At 54.7% G+C, this 17,834-nt stretch carries 17 protein-coding genes; 16 read left to right on the forward strand and 1 reads right to left on the reverse strand.

Annotation, left to right across the window (positions count from 1 at the left end; all coding sequences use genetic code 11):
* The first annotated feature begins 13 nt into the window (after positions 1 to 13).
* The 6 genes from WFO64_RS04140 to tssC all read left to right on the forward strand — a co-directional run bounded on the left by WFO64_RS04140 (position 14) and on the right by tssC (position 8,752).
* Complete coding sequence (locus WFO64_RS04140) at positions 14 to 1,249, forward strand: DotU family type VI secretion system protein (RefSeq protein WP_337009512.1); 1,236 nt, start codon at positions 14 to 16, stop codon at positions 1,247 to 1,249.
* A gap of 3 nt (positions 1,250 to 1,252) precedes the next feature.
* Complete coding sequence (tssM, locus tag WFO64_RS04145; protein WP_337009170.1) at positions 1,253 to 4,882, forward strand: type VI secretion system membrane subunit TssM; 3,630 nt, start codon at positions 1,253 to 1,255, stop codon at positions 4,880 to 4,882.
* A gap of 14 nt (positions 4,883 to 4,896) precedes the next feature.
* Positions 4,897 to 5,613, forward strand: coding sequence for a type VI secretion system-associated protein TagF (gene tagF / locus WFO64_RS04150; protein ID WP_337009173.1), 717 nt, complete (start codon positions 4,897 to 4,899; stop codon positions 5,611 to 5,613).
* A 16-nt stretch (positions 5,614 to 5,629) separates the two neighbouring features.
* Positions 5,630 to 6,643, forward strand: coding sequence for a type VI secretion system protein TssA (tssA, locus tag WFO64_RS04155; RefSeq protein ID WP_337009514.1), 1,014 nt, complete (start codon positions 5,630 to 5,632; stop codon positions 6,641 to 6,643).
* A gap of 79 nt (positions 6,644 to 6,722) precedes the next feature.
* Entirely contained in the window at positions 6,723 to 7,256 is a 534-nt protein-coding gene (gene tssB / locus WFO64_RS04160) for a type VI secretion system contractile sheath small subunit (RefSeq protein WP_008925979.1), read from the forward strand.
* A complete protein-coding gene (tssC, locus tag WFO64_RS04165; RefSeq protein WP_013357575.1) occupies positions 7,253 to 8,752 on the forward strand; it encodes a type VI secretion system contractile sheath large subunit in 1,500 nt (499 codons plus the stop codon). The genes tssB and tssC overlap by 4 nt, the downstream gene beginning before the upstream one ends.
* 115 nt (positions 8,753 to 8,867) lie before the next feature.
* Here tssC and WFO64_RS04170 read toward each other — a convergent pair whose 3' ends face one another.
* Positions 8,868 to 9,101 (reverse strand): hypothetical protein, encoded by a 234-nt coding sequence (locus tag WFO64_RS04170; RefSeq protein WP_337009176.1) that lies wholly within the window; start codon positions 9,099 to 9,101, stop codon positions 8,868 to 8,870.
* 329 nt (positions 9,102 to 9,430) lie between these two features.
* Between WFO64_RS04170 and WFO64_RS04175 the strand changes: the two genes are divergently transcribed.
* The 10 genes from WFO64_RS04175 to WFO64_RS04220 all read left to right on the forward strand — a co-directional run bounded on the left by WFO64_RS04175 (position 9,431) and on the right by WFO64_RS04220 (position 17,820).
* Positions 9,431 to 9,913 carry an Hcp family type VI secretion system effector gene (locus WFO64_RS04175; RefSeq protein ID WP_013357577.1) on the forward strand — a complete coding sequence of 161 codons (483 nt, stop codon included), beginning with the start codon at positions 9,431 to 9,433 and terminating at the stop codon, positions 9,911 to 9,913.
* 104 nt (positions 9,914 to 10,017) lie between these two features.
* Entirely contained in the window at positions 10,018 to 11,010 is a 993-nt protein-coding gene (locus WFO64_RS04180; protein ID WP_337009178.1) for a hypothetical protein, read from the forward strand.
* Positions 11,007 to 11,420 (forward strand): hypothetical protein, encoded by a 414-nt coding sequence (locus WFO64_RS04185; RefSeq protein WP_337009180.1) that lies wholly within the window; start codon positions 11,007 to 11,009, stop codon positions 11,418 to 11,420. Before WFO64_RS04180 ends, WFO64_RS04185 begins: the two co-directional genes overlap by 4 nt.
* Positions 11,421 to 12,005: 585 nt before the next feature.
* Positions 12,006 to 12,365 carry a T6SS amidase immunity protein Tai4 family protein gene (locus WFO64_RS04190; RefSeq protein ID WP_337009181.1) on the forward strand — a complete coding sequence of 120 codons (360 nt, stop codon included), beginning with the start codon at positions 12,006 to 12,008 and terminating at the stop codon, positions 12,363 to 12,365.
* A 145-nt stretch (positions 12,366 to 12,510) separates the two neighbouring features.
* Positions 12,511 to 12,882 carry a hypothetical protein gene (locus WFO64_RS04195; RefSeq protein WP_337009183.1) on the forward strand — a complete coding sequence of 124 codons (372 nt, stop codon included), beginning with the start codon at positions 12,511 to 12,513 and terminating at the stop codon, positions 12,880 to 12,882.
* Positions 12,883 to 12,984: 102 nt separating this feature from the next.
* Positions 12,985 to 13,371: a lysozyme inhibitor LprI family protein gene (locus WFO64_RS04200; protein WP_337009185.1), complete on the forward strand. Its 387-nt coding sequence runs from the start codon at positions 12,985 to 12,987 to the stop codon at positions 13,369 to 13,371.
* 23 nt (positions 13,372 to 13,394) lie between these two features.
* Positions 13,395 to 13,793 carry a lysozyme inhibitor LprI family protein gene (locus tag WFO64_RS04205; RefSeq protein WP_337009187.1) on the forward strand — a complete coding sequence of 133 codons (399 nt, stop codon included), beginning with the start codon at positions 13,395 to 13,397 and terminating at the stop codon, positions 13,791 to 13,793.
* 388 nt (positions 13,794 to 14,181) lie between these two features.
* Positions 14,182 to 16,050: a type VI secretion system-associated FHA domain protein TagH gene (tagH, locus tag WFO64_RS04210; RefSeq protein WP_337009189.1), complete on the forward strand. Its 1,869-nt coding sequence runs from the start codon at positions 14,182 to 14,184 to the stop codon at positions 16,048 to 16,050.
* A complete protein-coding gene (locus tag WFO64_RS04215; RefSeq protein ID WP_337009191.1) occupies positions 16,047 to 16,838 on the forward strand; it encodes a PP2C family protein-serine/threonine phosphatase in 792 nt (263 codons plus the stop codon). The genes tagH and WFO64_RS04215 overlap by 4 nt, the downstream gene beginning before the upstream one ends.
* A gap of 10 nt (positions 16,839 to 16,848) precedes the next feature.
* The gene (locus tag WFO64_RS04220; protein ID WP_337009193.1) at positions 16,849 to 17,820 is read left to right on the forward strand and encodes a hypothetical protein; all 972 of its coding nucleotides are present in this window, start codon (positions 16,849 to 16,851) and stop codon (positions 17,818 to 17,820) included.
* Positions 17,821 to 17,834: the final 14 nt, after the last annotated feature.

Consider the following 17,834-nt stretch of genomic DNA (forward strand, 5'->3'; position numbering starts at 1 on the left):
AGCACGCAGCATGATGCAGGAACACCAACAATCACACAGCGATCTTGCGCCGGATTCCAGCCACCAGAACGTGCTGGTCGCGGCGGCCAACCCTCTGATAAACGCGATTCCACAGATCCGCCATTCGGTGTCACATGAAGACCCGGCGCAACTGCGTCAGCAGCTGATCGATCAGATCCGCCGCTTTGAGCTGAGCTGCCAGCAGTCAGGCCTTGGCTATGAAGTGATCATCGGCGCCCGTTACTGTCTCTGTACCGCGCTGGATGAGGCGGCGGCGCTGACGCCGTGGGGCAGCCGCGGCGTCTGGACCAGCAACGGTCTGCTGGTCACCTTTCATAATGAAACCTGGGGTGGCGAGAAGTTTTTCCAGTTGCTGGCCAAGCTGTCGCAGAACCCCCGGCGCCACATTCTGATGCTGGAACTGATCTACTTCTGCCTGCTGCTGGGATTCGAAGGACGCTACCGGGTGCTGGACAATGGCCGCTCGCAGCTGGAGACCATCAAACAGCGCCTGCTGCAGATGATCAAAAGCGTGCGGGGCAGTTACGCGGCGGCGCTGTCGCCGCATCCTACCGATCAGCCGGTGCTGCGCAAATTGTGGCGGCCAATGATCCCACTGTGGGCCTGTGCGGCCGTAGCAGGGCTGGCGGCTTGTCTGTTCTACATTGTGCTCAACTGGCGTCTGGGCGATTACACCTCGCCGGTGCTGGCCCGCATCTATCAGACGGCACTGCCGGAAGTGAAGATCGGCAATCCTGCGCCACCACCGCCTGCCACGCTGAATCTGCGCGCCTTCCTGAAACCGGAAATTGATGCCGGGCTGGTGGCGGTGCGTGACGAAGCGGACCGCAGCGTGGTGACGCTGAAAGGGGACGGACTGTTTGCCTCGGCGGCGACCGAGGTGCGCGGACGCTATATCGACGTAATTCAGCGCATCGCGGCCGCCATGAACAACGTCAGCGGCCAGATTCAGGTGATTGGTTACAGCGACAACGTGCCAATCCGCAGCGCGCGCTTCGCCTCCAACTTCGAGCTGTCGCTGGCACGCGCCCGGTCAGTGCAGAGCCTGCTGCAACAGCAGCTGGCGCAGCCGTCGCGGGTGAAAGCGGAAGGGCGCGGCGAAAGCAATCCGCTGGTGCCGAACAATAGCGCAGAAAATCGCGCACGTAACCGTCGTGTTGAAATCACCCTGCTGGTGGCGCCGGATGCGACGCATGCCGAACTCAACGGCCTGGCGAGAGGGAACTGATCCATGCTGAATATTTTATTTGCGGTGCTGACCAGCCGCCTCGCGTGGGGCTTTGTCGGCATTACCGCGCTCTCTTTTATCATTTGGGTGATTGGCCCGGTCTTCTCGATCGTTGATTCGCGGCCGCTTGAGCCAGAGCAGAACCGCATGATCAGTATCGCGCTGCTCTATCTGGTCTGGGGACTGGGGCAGGCGATCCCGCGACTCTACAACTACTGGCTTAACCGCAAGCTGATGTCGAGTCTGGAAACCGGCAAAAGCGATGCGCCAGACGCCGATCGTCAGCGCCTGACCAGTGAAGAGCAGGTGCTGGCAGGGCGCTTCTCAGAAGCCACTGACATGCTGAGAAAGGCGCATTTCCAGCGCCACAGTAGCAAAGGCAAGCCATTCTGGGCGCAGCGCTTTGGCCGTCAGTATCTCTATCAGCTGCCGTGGTACATGATCATCGGCGCACCCGGTGCCGGTAAAACCACCGCGCTGGTCAACTCGGGCCTGCAATTCCCCCTGGCGGATAAGTTTGGCAAGTCGGCGCTGCGCGGCATTGGCGGCACCCGTAACTGTGACTGGTGGTTCACCAACGACGCGGTGCTGCTCGATACCGCCGGACGCTACAGCACCCAGGAGAGTCAGCAGGAGCGCGATGCCAGCGAGTGGCATCATTTTCTCGACCTGCTACGTAAATATCGCGGCCGTCAGCCCATCAACGGTGTGATTGTCACCCTGAGCGTCTCCGATCTGCTGAGTCAGTCGCCTGAGGCGCTGCGCAACCAGGCGCTGGCACTGCGTCAGCGGCTGATAGAGCTGCACGATCGTCTCGGCATCCGTTTCCCGGTCTATGTGCTGGTCACCAAAGCTGACCTGCTCAAAGGGTTCCGCAGTTACTTCGCCTCACTGGATAAAGCCCAGCGCGAGCAAATTTGGGGCTTCACCTTTCCGTGGGCGAAGGCGTCAGCTGCCGATTTCGAGCTGAACAACCAGTTCCAGCAGGAGTATTCACTGCTGCAACAGCGGCTCGATGCCGGACTGGCCGATCGGTTGCTGACGGAAAGCGACGCGCAGGCGCGGGCTGAAAGCTATCTCTTCCCGCAGGAGTTTGCGGCACTGCGTCCGTTGCTGGCAGAGGCGCTCGACACGCTGTTTGCCCGCTCCGATTTTGAAACCCAGTTCGCACCTCGCGGCATTTACTTTGCCAGCGGAACCCAGGAAGGACTGCCGTTCGACCGGGTGATGGGCGAGCTTAATCGTGCGCTGAATCTGCCGGGCCAGCAGGCGGGTGAATCGGGTAGCTGGGATCAGGTCAATAAAGAGTCACCCATTCCGCAGAACAAAGGGCAGAGCTTCTTCCTGAAAGGGGTGCTGGAAAATGTGATTTTCCAGGAGGCGGGTCTGGCGGGCAGCAATCGCTGGTGGGAGCTGCGCAACCGCGCCGGGCTATGGTCGGGCTATCTGGCGCTGCTGGTAGTGTTGCTGGTTGCGGGCGCACTGTGGTTCACCAGCTTCAGCAAGAACAAAACCTATTTGCAGGAGATGGCCGCTAAAGCGCCTCAGGTGGAGCAGCTGGGCGATCAGCTTCAGCAGCAGGTCAATGGCGATCTTTTTGCGCTGGTGCCTTATCTCAATACGCTGTTGCACCTGCCGGAAAGCGCCGATTTCTCGCTGGAGTCACCGCCGCTGACGCGCCGTATGGGACTTTACCGTGGCACCGAGGTCAGCGATGCGACCCGCGCACTCTATGATAAAGCACTGAAACAACTGCTGCTGCCGCAGGTGGCGCAGAATATCACCCGCTGGCTGCGCAATGACAATGGCAGTGACGCTGACTACAGCTATGAAGCGCTAAAGGCGTATCAAATGCTTTACCAGCCGAAGCACTACGATGGCAAATTCCTGCAGGCGTGGCTGATGCTTAACCTCTCGCGTGAGCTGCCTCAGAACGTCACTCAGCAGCAGGTGAAACAGCTGGCGTGGCATCTGCAACAGCTGTTGCAGACGCAGATTCACTCATCGCCTTATGCGAAGGATGACGTGCTGGTAAAGCGCGAACAGGCGCTGATTAATCAGATGCCGCTGTCACAGCGCGTCTACGGGCGGCTAAAGCGTCTGCTGCAACGTGATGACAGCCTGCAGCCGGTTACACTGGCGGCGTTGGGCGGTCCCCAGAGTGAGCTGGTCTTTTCCCGTAAAAGCGGTAAATCGGTGAATGACGGTGTTGCTGGTCTTTATACGCCGGATGGCTACTGGCAGCATGTCGATAAGCAGATTGGTCCGGTGACCGAGGCGCTCTATCAGGACGACCTTTGGGTACTGGACGGCGCTGCGCCGCAGCAGAAAAGTGAGCAGACCGATCTCGCGGTGCGCCAGCTTTATGTGCAGGACTACATCCGGCAGTGGGAGCAGTTCCTTAGCGATATCCAGCTCAACAGCAGCGCCGATCTTTCGCAACGTATCAACACCGCCCGTTTGCTGTCGGGCAACCACTCACCGCTGCGTCAGCTGGTGATCAATCTCAGCAACCTGCTGACATTGAACCGGGCGCAGCCCGATGAGAAAACCGCGCAGGCTGCAAAGCCGTCGGATAACAGCGCCACCCGAACCCTGGAAGCGCTGTTTACCTCGCCCGAAGCGAGTGCTGCGCGTGGACAGGCGGCAACGCAGGTTTCACCGGAGCAGGCCGTTGCGCTGCACTTTGCGCCGATTCTCGAGCTGGCGCAGCCGCTTCAACAGGGCAGCAAGGTACTGGCGGTGGATGATTTCCTGCACCAGATTGACGATCTCTATCGCTACCTGACGGCGGTACAGGATGCCGCCAACAGCGGGATGCCGCCACCGGCCAGTGATGCGATCAGTCGTCTGCAGGCCAGTGCCGGCCGCCTGCCGGGTTCATTACAGAACATGGTTTCCAGCATGGCGGTAGGTGCCAGCAGCGATGCACAGCGCCGCGATATGGATAACGTCCGTAAACGCATCACCATGGAAGTGGGCAGTTTCTGCCGGCAGGCGATCGCCGGTCGCTATCCGTTGGTTCGCTCTGCGCGCAGCGAGGTCACACCCGACGATTTGGCCCGGATGTTTGCCCCTGGCAGCGGCATGATGGACAGCTTCTTCCGCGACAACCTGGCCAGCAAAGTGGATACCACCAATACGGCATGGCGCTTTACGCCGGGTATTGACGGCAAAACGCTGCCGGGTGGCGAAGCACTGCTGCGTCCTTTCCAGCAGGCGCAGTCGATTCGCGATGCCTTCTTTGCCAATGGCGCGACCACGCCAGGCTTCCGCGTCACGCTGCGCACCGTAAAAATGGACAACGACATCCTTAACCTGACGCTGGATGTGGATGGACAGATATTGCGTTACAGCCACGGGCCGCAGGCGGTGCAGATGGTCAGCTGGCCCGGTCCAGGCGGCACCAGCCAGGTGCGGATGCAGCTTGGCCTGACCAACGGCACCACGTCGACGCTGGTCACCAGTGGTCCCTGGGCGCTCAATCGCTTCTTCGATCGCGCCCGTGTTACCGCGGCTGGCGGCCTGACCCGCGAAGCTACGTTCAGCGTGGAGGGGCATCAGGTTACGCTGTCGTTTACCCCTGGCAGCATTCGCAACCCGTTCCAGCTTCCCGGCTTTAGCTGCCCCTGAAACAGGATCCGACAATGACTCATTACGCTGCACCCTGCTGGTACGGCAAAGTGCCCAGTGCGGGTGACTTTGTGAAGCGCCGCTTTCCTGACGTGCTCTATCGCCAATGGTCCAGCTGGTTTCAGGTGGGCCTGCATCACTGGCAGAGCAGTCAGGAGAGTGATAATGCGCCGTCGCGCCCGTTCCTCAACGCGCCGGTCTGGAATTTTGTGGTGCCGCCGATGCTGGGCAGCCAGCTGATCCAGATGGGCTGCCTGATCGCCGCACGTGACAGCGTGGGCCGCAACTATCCGCTCTGCGCACTGCGCCACTTTACCCCCGCGGAATGGTCGCCAGCCCTGCTGGCCCGATCCGGTGAGTGGTATCAGCAGGTGGGCAATACGCTGCTGCGGGTGGTGCAGGGCGGCGGGTCGCCGGAGCAGCTGGATCAGGCGCTGATCAGCATTCCGCAGCCGCAACCGCCGCAGGAGACGGGTGAGCCGTCAGACATTCTCAACGTCATTGGACATGGCGACACCCCCTCGACGCTGAACTGGACGCTGCCGGGCGAGAACTTCGACCCGCAGTTTTACACCAGTTTCTGGTGGACCAATCAAAGCGACGGTTTCCCGCTTTATACCCAGGTCCACAGCGGTAATTTTACCGCCCAGCTCTTTTCATTGCTGTTTGATCCGGCCGGTGGGGCAAAGCCGGGACGAAACGGACTTTATCCCCCGATGTTTGAATCCTGAGGCGATACGCATGACGATGAATACAGAGGCTTTGCTGGCTCCGGTCAGCGATGATAATCCCGGTGGCGATAACCTGGAGTACGACGCCGATTTTCAGGCGATGGAGCAGGCCAGTGCCGGTAAAGCTGAGCAACAGTTCGGCAACACCATCATTCCGGCGGAACCCGCCGACTGGAACAAAGTCGAGAAGCTGGCGATAGCGCTGCTGGCCCGCAGCAAAGATTTACGGGTGATGCTGGCGCTGACGCACGCCTGGACCGAACTGAAAGGGCTGCCGGGCTATGCCCAGGGCCTGAAGCTGATTGAACAGGCGCTGCTGCTCTACTGGGAGCCGCTGTGGCCCCGGCTGGAAGAGTTCGGCGAGCAAGACCCTTTTTACCGCATTAATGCCCTGGCGCTGCTGGGTGATAAGTCTGCCCTGAGCGGCGCGGTGCGTCAGTGCTGGCTGCTGCGCTATCCCTCTGACGGCATTACGCTGCGCGATGCCGCCGCCCTGTGCGACGGCAGTAAAACCGAGGTGGCGGATTATCCTGGCGGCCTGCCGCGTCTGATCGACGAACTGGCGCGCGGCGACCAGCCCGGTATTGAGGCGGTACTGCAGATTCATGAGCGGCTACAGACTATCTGCGAAACCGTAGCCGAACGGCTGGGCGACACGGCAGTGCCAGAACTGGCGCAGTTGCGCAGACAGATTACGCTGATCGCTGAACGCAGCCAGGCGACCGATCTCAGCCAGCTAATTCCCGCCACAGCGGTTGAGCAGCCCACAGAAGCCGCCGCACCGGTTACCGCGGCGCCCCCGCGCGCGGCCGCGGACTGGCGCACGGTACAGATCAGTTCCCGCGCCGATGCCCAGCTGATGCTGGAGAAAGTGAAGCTCTACTTTACCCAGCATGAGCCGAGCCATCCGGCTCCGCTGATGATCGACCGGGTGCAGCGCTTAATGGAGCGCGACTTCCTGGAGATCATCCGCGAGCTGGCACCCGATGGCGTGCATCAGCTGGAAACCATTTTCGGACGTCGCGACTAAGCAGGCGTAATCCACTCACACAGCGGGACCTGCGCGCCTGCTGTGACACATTATCCGCGCATCATTGATGGAGAAAACCATGGCAACAAGCAAATCCAGTGGGCAGAAGTTCATTGCCCGCAATCGCGCGCCTCGCGTTCAGATTGAATATGACGTGGAAATTTATGGCGCGGAACGCAAAATCCAGCTGCCGTTTGTGATGGGCGTGCTGGCGGATCTGGTGGGTAAACCGCTGGAGCCGCAGCCGGGCATCGACGAACGCAAATTCCTTGAGATCGACATCGACAACTTCGATGAGCGCATGAAAGCGCTGAAGCCACGCGCCGCGTTCCAGGTAGACAACACCCTGAATGGCGAAGGCAAGCTGAACATCGATCTCACCTTCGACAGCATGGATGACTTTTCGCCGGATGCCGTGGCCCGCAACGTCGAGCCGCTGAGCAAGCTGCTGGAAGCCCGTACCCAGCTGGCAAACCTGCTGACCTATATGGACGGCAAAAACGGTGCGGAAGAGCTGATTGGTAAGGTACTGCAGGACCCAACGCTGCTGCAGGCTCTGACCCATCTGCCTAAGCAGGATGAGGCCACTGAAGGTAAGGAGCCGCAGGCATGACGCAGACTTCACAACAACCCCAGTCGCAGGGCGCGGCCAGTTTCAGCCAGGATGAGTTCAGCGCGCTGCTGAACAAAGAATTCCGGCCAAAAAGCGATCAGGCACGCGCCGCGGTCGAAAGCGCGGTGAAAACCCTGGCGCAGCAGGCACTGGAAAATACCGTTACCGTCTCCAGTGATGCCTATCGCACCATTCAGGCGCTGATCGCGGAGATCGACGAAAAGCTGTCGCAGCAGGTTAACCAGATTATTCACCATCCGGAGTTCCAGTCGCTGGAAAGCGCCTGGCGCGGCCTGAGCTATCTGGTGAACAACACTGAAACGGACGAGATGCTGAAAATCCGTTTTATGAGCATCTCCAAGCAGGAGCTGGGTCGTACGCTTAAGCGCTATAAAGGCGCGGGCTGGGATCAAAGCCCGCTGTTCAAGAAGATTTATGAGCAGGAGTATGGTCAGTTCGGCGGCGAGCCGTTTGGCTGTCTGGTGGGCGACTACTACTTCGACCACAGCCCGCAGGATGTTGAGCTGCTGGGTGAAATGGCTCGCATCGGTTCGGCGGCACACTGTCCGTTTATCACCGGCACCGCGCCGGAAGTGATGCAGATGGAGTCCTGGCAGGAGCTGGCGAATCCGCGCGATCTGACCAAGATCTTCCAGAACACCGAATATGCCGCCTGGCGCAGCCTGCGTGAGTCGGAAGATGCACGCTATCTGGGCCTGGTGATGCCGCGTTTCCTGGCGCGTCTGCCATATGGCATTCGTACCAACCCGGTCGACAGCTTCGATTTTGAAGAGCAGACCGACGGTTCCGATCACGGCAACTACACCTGGAGCAATGCGGCGTACGCGATGGCCGCCAACATTAACCGCTCCTTTAAGGAGTATGGCTGGTGTACCGCAATCCGCGGCGTGGAATCGGGCGGAGCGGTTGAGAACCTGCCGTGCCACACCTTCCCGAGCGACGACGGCGGCGTGGACATGAAGTGTCCGACCGAAATCGCCATCAGCGATCGCCGCGAAGCCGAACTGGCGAAAAACGGCTTTATGCCGCTGGTGCATCGCAAAAACTCTGACTTCGCCGCCTTTATCGGTGCGCAGTCACTGCAGAAGCCGACGGAATATCACGACGCCGATGCCACCGCCAATGCCCGTCTGGCCGCGCGTCTGCCTTATCTGTTCGCCTGCTGCCGCTTCGCGCATTACCTGAAGTGCATCGTGCGCGACAAGATCGGCTCCTTCCGCGAGCGCGATGAGATGGAACGCTGGCTGAACGACTGGGTGATGAACTACGTCGATGGCGATCCGGCTAACTCCTCGCAAGAGACCAAGTCTCGTAAGCCGCTGGCCGCTGCCGAGGTGAATGTGGAAGAGCAGGAAGATAACCCTGGCTATTACGCCGCGAAGTTCTTCCTGCGTCCGCACTACCAGCTGGAAGGTCTGACCGTTTCGCTGCGTCTGGTCTCTAAGCTGCCGTCACTGAAGAATGATAATGCTTAAGGGCTGAAAATGGGCGCGATGTCGGATTCTGAACCCGCATCGCGCGTCTCCCTGCTGATAAGGATATAAACCGGTTTTTTTGCCTGAGCGTGTTTGAGCCGCGTGGTGTGCAAGGCTATACCCGGTCTTTATCAGACTGAGTGTGTTTGCGTATTCTTTTCACAAGAATAAAAATCACAACTAAGCAAACTGTGGTAAAGAGCGTTTTACCGGCAATAAAGCCGAGTGAAGAGAGAGTGAAATTTTCATAGCGAGAGATAAGGTATATAGACTCGATAATATCGACGATCGCATAAAGTGAAAGTAGTGAAAATATTACGGCCAGAAAAGTTGAGATGGTTTTTTTCATGCTCATTCCTTTTTTGAGCTATTGAAACTCCCCCGCTACTATAAACTTTTCGTCAGATTGCTGTCTATGGAATGATGACCTGCAATCTCAGATAAATCGAAGGTCATCGTTTTTGCATACTAAGTTCCGCTATGAATAAGCGTTAAGTAAAAGTCTTTGTCCGATTTAAAAACGGGCAGCAAGAAGTCTGAAATATCGTTAAGCACGATATTTCAGAAGCAAGGCAAAGGTAAAATATGGACTGTTTTATTCAGCCCCATGCTTTTCTTTTTGCCATATCCTTGCTTTTTTTGAAAGCAATAATCTCAACCAATAAAGAGTGAAAGATAATGGCTATTGATATGTTTATGAAGGTCGACGGAGTCACCGGCGAGTCAAAAGACTCAAACCACACTGGCTGGACTGATATTACCTCTTTCTCATGGGGTGCTTCTCAGCCAGGCAACATGTCTGTGGGCGGCGGCGGCGGTGCGGGTAAAGTTAACTTCAACGACCTGCACGTGAATGCACTGATCGACAAATCCACTACGGCGCTGCTGAAGAACTGCGCAAGCGGTAAGCATCTCACTAAAGTTGAACTCTCTATCTGTAAAGCGGGCGGTTCACAGGTTGAGTATGCGCGCATCACCCTGGAAGACGTTCTGGTGACCGCTGTGAATTACAATGGCTCCGACAACGGCGATACTCTGGGAATGACCTACTCCTTCCAGGCATCCAAAGTGAAGCAGCAGTACTGGGAGCAGAGTTCTTCCGGCGGCAAAGGCGCAGAAAGCAGCGCCGGCTGGGACATCAAAGGCAATAAAGAAGCGTAATAAAATACGCCTCCGAAAAGGGGGCGTATATTCATTGAAATTCAATGGATTAGAGGTGGTAGCAATTATACGTTTCGAACATTTAATTGCAAAAGGAGGTTGTTATGGCAGAGAAAAATTCAATTGAGCCGGGATTTTGTGTTGTTCAGCGTCCAGGAAGACTGACTGAGCAGGCAATGTGGCTTTATGGCACGCGCAATATGTCTGCCGCGAACTATTTTTTGCAATTAAATGCTGATGTTGCATGGGCTAAACCCGGCCAGATTTTAATCGTTGCCGATCCGAATGGTAATAATCACCCGGCAGCCATGCGCACGCTGGAAGAGGCTAAATCCAGAACCAATAATAGTGTCACTCATCTGACCGTTGATGAGGCTGATTTCTTCAACCGCCATTATGCTTCCATTGCTGCTATTACCAATTTTATGGATAAAGCATCAGGTATCATCGGCGATGCGGGAGAGCGCTATTTCAATGAAATTGGCAAGAAACTTGTCGCTATTGAGAATGCCTACCGTAACCAATATCTGACGTCAGGAACATTGTTCGGGCAGCAGTTTTTTGTCGAGCGGAAACGCCTGTTTGGTGAACTTGAAGTATTACTGAATCGTTTATCCCGATTTATGTTGAATTTGCGCCCCTATGAAAAGATTAAGCATGCTTTAAACCTTTCCAGCTCCTCTATTATCCATGACTGGCAAACTGCTGGCACAGGAGTAATACGCGGTTATTCGACCTATGTAGATAGTGCAGCCAAAGCAGCGAAATTTATGAAAATGGGTGGATGGGTTTCGATAGGATTTAGTGTTGTGAATACAACGAATGAGGTTTATCACAGCTGTACCACTGAAAGAGAAGATGAATGTTCTAAAGTAGCGGTGAAAGGGTATTCTCAGTTTGCAGCAAGCACGACTGCAGGTATCCTGGGCGGCGCGGCGGCGGGTGCAATCGCAACTTCCGCCTGCGTAGCACTGGGTGTTGCAACCGGAGGCATAGGTGCGTTAGCTTGTGGAATAGTCGGATCCGCTGCAGGGGGTTTTGGTGCTGCTAAGCTGGGTGAAAAAGGGGCAGGCATTTTAATGGATAAGATTTTATGAGTTCGTATGATTTTTTTATGTATGGCAGTTTGATTTTATCTGTTTTGGTCATTCTTCTGCATGTCTATGCTGCGTGGTTCTTTAGAGTTAATCGAAAAGCGTATCAGGATTTTATCGATCTTTATCAAAATGCTGGCTTGCAATTAGACTTAACCACGAAAGTTGCAAATCATTTGGGGTTCTATGCTAATTATCAGAAGTTAGCCTTTTTCATGAATCTCAGGAAAGGGCGGAAAATGCGCTTTTCTAAATCTGAAAATGTCAGCATTAAGGCCTATGAATTTGTACAAAAACAACCTAAAGATAAAATAGTGTGGATGGAAAAGACGCTCTATCTTTACCAGCTTACTTTTTTTCTGACAGTTGTCTGGGCTGTTTTTATGGCTATTTTTGTTTATGTCTTTAACTGAAGCTATGGATAAGACTTTATGACCTGGCCTTGCATTTTGATTGCTGTGTCAGTGATGTCTTTTCTGAGTTCGATTGTTTTGAAAATTGTAGGCTACATAATATTCAGAAAAAAATATTCAAAACTATGAATCATTAATTAGCGAGTTTCGTAAAGAAGATTGGATCTTGATTTCAGCACTCAGGTTGGCTCCTTTTTCAGTCCATCGTTCCATCCTGTAAAAATTTCCTGGTTTGCACGATTATATAAAGGTGTGAAACTTCAGCATAGAGGTAAGGAGAGCGTTAGCCAGGAAACTTATAATTTTATTCAATCGTTACCTGAAAAAGAAATAGGCTGGCTAATACGTCTTCATACTTTAAATATGGTGACTGCGGTAATGATGATTGGCGGAGGTTTAGGTTTTATTATCTGGCGTCATTTTTATAACTAATATGTGCTTAACTATGGTCACGGAGATGGCTTCAGTAATATCCGAGTGCATGTGACACCCTGAAAAAGCAATATGTGTTCTGATACCTGTCACTTCCTGAATGCGCAGAATATGGCAGTGTGTCCCTGATGCTGCCTCCCTGTGGATACTGAAATGAAAAAAGTCCTGATATTATTCGCTCTGACGCTATCTCCTGCAGTGCTGGCGATAACGCCTCCGGCGCCAGACTCCTTTAAGCAACCGCAGATTTTCAGCAACTGGCTTCTGAACCGCTGTGCAGGTAAAGCTGCCACTGACAAGGCTTTCAGCGATGATGCCTTCAAAAGTGCGTCAGCCTGGTTAGAGGTAAGCCATCTCCCTGTTGAAGCCTTCAGTGATGGCGATAAATTAATCAATGCGTATTTGAAGATGGATCTGACCGGCTCAGTCAAAGGAAGCTTCAATATGATGAAATGCACGTTGCTGTCGCAGAGCCAGGATGCTGAGGCTCTCTATAATAAATACAAAAAGTAATTTTCTTTTTGGTAGAGCTCGAAGGATATTACAGCGTTAAACATCAGCAGTGAATTATCAAAGGAGATATGTTTAGTTAAATGGAATCGCTCATTACACCTGACGTTAAGCAGGACAGTCACTCCTGCAAGGAAATTTCCACATAATGAAAAAAGTCATTGGTTTTATTATCATAGTGCTAATGAGTCTGCCTTTATTGTCTTTGGCTAAGTCGGTTTCACACTTCGAAGGAAAAAAATTCAGAGCGGATATTACCTATGACTGTGAGGAAGGTAACGTCAGTTGTGATAACGTTTCGCTTAAGTCAACAAAAGTAAAAGATAATTCATCGATAGTTCTTAAAGGTGAAACGATCAATACCAATTGCCCTGACGTCTGCGACTTCAGGGGCTATCGCTTCGCTAACGGTCAATATGGTTATTCATTTTATCCAGACCAGAAGGGCGAGAGTCTTTGGGATTATATCGTGACATTCAAGGGTAAGGTTATTGCTCAGGATGTTGGGGTAATGAAATAGAGAAGCATATATAAATCCGATGTTATTGAGCGTGCGCTTGTACTCAGGGCTTGTACTCAGGGATAGGAGATAGCACAGGTGAGAATTTTAATGAGATCTTGTTTGTCTTTATTTTTGTGTATTACAGCTGTTTATGTTTTTCCCGTCCACGCAATGAGTGATTGTTCAATCGGTAATAACGATCAGGAAGTTTATTCCTGTGCCCAAAAAAACAAAAACGAAACTGAGCTTGATTTAAATAAAGAATATAAACTCGCTAAGATCAGAGTTGAAACGCTCTTTAAGGGTGATGGTAAAGAGTCAAGACAATATATGGATACGTTGACTGAAGCTCAACGAGCCTGGCTGAAGTACCGGGATAATGACTGTAAACTGGCTTCGTATGCTGCAGATAAAGGAAGTGATTTAAGTAACGCTAATATTAGTGTGTGCACTTCTGAGCTTAACGAGCAAAGAATCAAAAAATTGAAGTTGATTCCCTATCATTGATAGCAAAAATTGCTGAGCAAAGAATGAATAAAATCTATGAAGTGGCTTTGATCGCTTTTTCTATTTCCATGAGTGCTTCAGCGCTCGCTGAAAGTCCCTGTGCAAAACAGCCTTCAGACGGTGCGCTGTTCCAGTGTACTGTTCAGCAGAAGAAGCTAGCGGAAGATGACCTGAACAAAGTGTACCAGACGGCTAAAAAACGTATTGTGCAGATGTACGGCACGCAGAAAAAACTGGCTGACGACTATGTCGCTACTCTGGTGGATACCCAACGCAACTGGCTGAAGTATCGTGATGGTCAGTGCAGGCTGGAAGCCTTCGCCGTCGAAGAAGGCAGCAATGCGAATGCTGTGGCGACCAACCTCTGTGTTATCCGCATCGATAAAGAGCGTACTGCTATTCTTAAGCAACTGCCTTACTGATTATATCGTCGTGCTCAGGCTTTACAGGCTGGGCAGGATATTCTCTATAAGATAACCCTCTGCATTACGCTGTTATCACGTTAATTCATTATCAGTAAATAATTCCGTGTCGATTAAATCTAAGCTAGTTATTCACTGTTAACGTTTATAATAATCAATCTCGACTCTATTTGAATCATTTGCCTCTTCGGTTCATGGCGAGTTAATGTGTTGACGAAGTGTTGTCATTAAAAGAAATAAGGCGGCGCTGCTATTTAAGTAAATAAACTCAGCGAAAAAAATAATAAACCCCAACCCCAAAATTAAACCCCCCCGCTCCCTATACCCCGCGCCTTTCCCCGAGAGGTGCGCGGTATAGATGCCGAACCGCTAACCGCAGGAATCCGTTATGCGCTTTACGATAATAACGACTAAACCCGGCCAACAGCCGCCGCAAACTCATTGTGATTTCTTCCCGCCCGGCGGCACCATTGGTCGCGGCGTGGATAATAATCTGGTGCTGCCGGATGACGACCGAACGCTCTCCCGGCTGCAGGCCATTGTGCACATCACCGCGAACGGTGAATGTCGCCTGACTAACCGTGGCAATGTGACGCGCGTGTTGCTCAACGATATTCCGCTGGAACGCGGTCGTCAGGTTGAGCTACAGGATGGCGACATACTGGGCATTGATGATTACCAATTACTGGTCAGCGATCTCAACAGTGCGCAGCAGCCGCAGGCTGAAAGGGCGGTTCCGCGTCCTGAGCCGGTGCAGCCCGTAGCACCCGCTCGCGAACCGGCAGCGGAAAAAGCCAGCACCACCGCCGCCATTCCCAGCGAAATCTGGGACAGCCTGGCGAAAGAGTTTTCAATTTCCGACGATCTCTCTAAACGCAAAGCGGTGCCGGAAATGCCGGATGCCCATCCGCTGACCGCGCCCGCTCGTCCTGACCGAAATCCGGAAGATCCGCTGGCACAGCTGATTAACGACGCACCGCTGGATTATGGTCAGCAGCCAAAAAACAGCAGCCTGTTTGATGAAGGCGATGCGCTGTTCGCGCAGCAGAGTATTTTTGACGACCGCACGCCGAGCACGCTGGCGGCTCAGCAGAACAGCGCGCCAAAGCAGGCTGAAGCGCCCGCCGCTGAACTGGATCCACTGAGCCTGTTTGACGGCGAGAGCAGTGCGGATGCGCGCAACCATGATGATCCATTAGGACTGATGATGGGCAATGCGGTGCCGCTGGCGCAGCCGGAGCCAGCGAAACCGGCGACGCTGCATGTGCCGCCTCAGCCAGAGACAAAGCCTGAGCCGGTTGCCCCACGCTCACCTGAGCAGGCTTCCGTCAGCCTGAACGAAATGGATCACTCTCCGCTGTTCAGTGGCGACTCACATATTGATGACCAGGCTCACAGCCAGCCGCACAGTGACGCCGCACGCCAGACACCGCTGACTGAAGAGGCGGAGTCCGGCCAGCCGGAAGCGGTGAATCCGCAAAACGATTACGGCGGCATTACGCTGCCCACGCCGCAGGCGGTGCAGCGTGCGCCGTCCCCGACGCCGAAAGGGCGGTTGCGCATCGATCCGGTTGTTTCCGGTCGCCATCATGCCGCTGCGGTGCACCCGTCCACGTCGAGCCAGAGCAGCGGCGACGCCCTCAAAGGCGAACTGCTGGATGCGCTGCTGGAAGGCATGGGCCTGCGCGATCTGCAGCCTACGCCGCAGTTTGACCGCGAGCAGATGCTGCAGTTTGGTCAGATGCTCAGCATGTTCTCGCAGGGCACGGTCGCGCTGCTGTCATCGCGCTCGATCCTTAAGCGCGGCGTTAAGGCCGACATGACGGTGATCCTCGACGACGCCAACAACCCGTTCAAGCTGCTGCCATCGGGCAAAACCGTCCTGATGCAGATGTTTGGCAGCCGGATGCCGGGCTTTATGCCGCCGCGTCAGGCGGTGCGGGATGCGCTGATTGATTTGCAGGCGCACCAGCTGGGCATGATCGCCGGTATCCGCGCCATCATCGCCTCGATGCTGCAATCCTTTAATCCGGAACAACTGGAAGAGGAGGCGCGTCAGGCAGGATCGGTTTCCCGTATCGGCCTGCCGGGCAGCCGTAAAGCGGCGCTGTGGGAGCATTTTGTTGAGCGCTACGGCGAGACGGCGGGCGAGATCGAAGACGATTTCCACACCCTGTTTGGCGAAGCATTTCTGCACGCCTATGACCTGGAAGTTAATCAGTACAAAGACTCACAAACCCACACGGATGACGCATGAATATCACTATTGCCTCGACGTCGAATCAGGGCGATCGCGCCAGTAATCAGGATCAGATCGGTGATGTCATCGGTAAGCGTTCCGCCTGTTTTGTGGTGTGCGACGGTGTGGCCGGGTTTCCCGGCGGTGACAGGGCGGCCGCCATCGCCCGCAGCAGCCTGCTGGAAGCGTTTGATGGGGATGCGCACCTCAATGCGCAGTCGATTCGCAACTACGTTAATCACGCGAATCACGCTATCCGGCAGCAGCAGAAAGCCAGCAGCGAGCACAGCCGGATGGGCACCACGCTGGTCAGCCTGTTCATCGACCGCGACTACCACCTTGCCTGCTGGGCGCATGCCGGTGACAGCCGCCTTTATCTGTTCCGCCGCGGCTATCTCTATCTCGTGACCACCGACCACAGCCTGGTGCAGCAGATGAAAGATGCCGGACATCGCACCGAAGGCATCAACAGCAACCTGCTCTATTTTGCGCTGGGGATGGGTGATGAGCAGCGCGACGCCAGCTACAGCGAGGTGGTCGGGATTGAAGATGGCGACGCCTTTTTACTCTGCACCGATGGTTTCTGGCACGGCGTGACGCTGGAACAGATGCAGCAGTCGCTGCACATGGTGAATACGCCGGAAGAGTGGCTGACGCTGATGCAGCAAATCATCAAAAACGATCAGTCTGATCAGGGGCAGCAGGATAATTTCAGCGCACTGGCCGTCTGGATCGGATCACCTCAGGACACCACCTTGCTGCACTCGCTCTCTGAAGCGGCGCAGTTCTTCCCTCTGCGAGATTGAGAACGCCAACATGAAATATGGATTACTGGGTCTGGCTGCGTTGCTGCTCAGCACACACGCTTATGCTGAAAATTATCGCATCGTTCAGTCCCCGGCACAGAAACTGGATGTCTGGATTGATGACGTAAAAAACAATCAGCTGTCGAGCTGGTGTAACAGCACCATTAACCTGCGCATCGTCACCCTGGGTGAGAAAAACGCGTCGGTGCTGAAAGAGTTTCTGCCACGGGTGGCTGGCCTGATGGCGTCGCAGTGTAAGCCGCTGCAGCAGCTGCACTGGCAACTGACCGATACAGAGGGCAGTGAAATCGCCACTGGTAGCGCTGCCCGATCGCAGCAGTGGAAAACCGTGGTGACGCCGCCTGTACCGCAGCAACAGCCAGCCGCTGTTGCCGTGCCCGCTGAGGCGCTGCGCAACGCCGTCCAGGCTGACACTTCGCCGTGGCTGCAATTCAGTCTGCTGGACGGCTGCCATTTCCGTACCTGGTGGCAGCATCCGGCGCAGGGCAGCGCGCTGTTTGTGCCGGCAAAGCAGGGGCTGGTCTGTGGTTCCGATGGCTGGCTCAGCGGACATAGCCGCCTGACGCAACAGGGTAACGGTGCACCTGCAGCAGTCGGCGTGACCTTCCTGCAGGGCTTCCCGGTGATGGGGCTGAGCAGTCAGTCGTCCACCGCTGAACTTCACATCACCACCGTCAACAGTGAGCGCATGGTGCTGAGCAATGAAAAATCCCCGGACAGCTGGCTGGTTCTGCCGTTCAGCAACCGCTTTAACGGCTGGCAGGCAATGCGCCAGGTGGTGGTGCAGATGCCCGTCAGCGAAGCGGCTGATGAGAGTGCGTTGCAGGCGCGTCTGCAGGAAGTCCGCAAAGTCTGGTCACCGTGGGTGAGCGGTGATACTGCGCTGAGCGTGCAGCTGGTGGAAAAACTGCATCCTGAACTGAAAGATCCGGCCGCTGCGGTTTACCGCACACTTAACTGACGCAAAAGGAGTTT

This window comes from Pantoea sp. AS142 (assembly GCF_037152305.1).
Taxonomy (GTDB): Bacteria; Pseudomonadota; Gammaproteobacteria; order Enterobacterales; family Enterobacteriaceae; genus Pantoea.

Excerpts from the sequence above, each read along its gene's own strand:
- WFO64_RS04140 (WP_337009512.1), top strand. The coding sequence starts at position 14 with ATGCAGGAACACCAACAATCACACAGCGATCTTGCGCCGGATTCCAGC.
- tssM (WP_337009170.1), top strand. The coding sequence starts at position 1,253 with ATGCTGAATATTTTATTTGCGGTGCTGACCAGCCGCCTCGCGTGGGGC.
- tagF (WP_337009173.1), top strand. The coding sequence starts at position 4,897 with ATGACTCATTACGCTGCACCCTGCTGGTACGGCAAAGTGCCCAGTGCG.
- tssA (WP_337009514.1), top strand. The coding sequence starts at position 5,630 with ATGAATACAGAGGCTTTGCTGGCTCCGGTCAGCGATGATAATCCCGGT.
- tssB (WP_008925979.1), top strand. The coding sequence starts at position 6,723 with ATGGCAACAAGCAAATCCAGTGGGCAGAAGTTCATTGCCCGCAATCGC.
- tssC (WP_013357575.1), top strand. The coding sequence starts at position 7,253 with ATGACGCAGACTTCACAACAACCCCAGTCGCAGGGCGCGGCCAGTTTC.
- WFO64_RS04170 (WP_337009176.1), bottom strand. The coding sequence starts at position 9,101 with ATGAAAAAAACCATCTCAACTTTTCTGGCCGTAATATTTTCACTACTT.
- WFO64_RS04175 (WP_013357577.1), top strand. The coding sequence starts at position 9,431 with ATGGCTATTGATATGTTTATGAAGGTCGACGGAGTCACCGGCGAGTCA.
- WFO64_RS04180 (WP_337009178.1), top strand. The coding sequence starts at position 10,018 with ATGGCAGAGAAAAATTCAATTGAGCCGGGATTTTGTGTTGTTCAGCGT.
- WFO64_RS04185 (WP_337009180.1), top strand. The coding sequence starts at position 11,007 with ATGAGTTCGTATGATTTTTTTATGTATGGCAGTTTGATTTTATCTGTT.
- WFO64_RS04190 (WP_337009181.1), top strand. The coding sequence starts at position 12,006 with ATGAAAAAAGTCCTGATATTATTCGCTCTGACGCTATCTCCTGCAGTG.
- WFO64_RS04195 (WP_337009183.1), top strand. The coding sequence starts at position 12,511 with ATGAAAAAAGTCATTGGTTTTATTATCATAGTGCTAATGAGTCTGCCT.
- WFO64_RS04205 (WP_337009187.1), top strand. The coding sequence starts at position 13,395 with ATGAATAAAATCTATGAAGTGGCTTTGATCGCTTTTTCTATTTCCATG.
- tagH (WP_337009189.1), top strand. The coding sequence starts at position 14,182 with ATGCGCTTTACGATAATAACGACTAAACCCGGCCAACAGCCGCCGCAA.
- WFO64_RS04215 (WP_337009191.1), top strand. The coding sequence starts at position 16,047 with ATGAATATCACTATTGCCTCGACGTCGAATCAGGGCGATCGCGCCAGT.
- WFO64_RS04220 (WP_337009193.1), top strand. The coding sequence starts at position 16,849 with ATGAAATATGGATTACTGGGTCTGGCTGCGTTGCTGCTCAGCACACAC.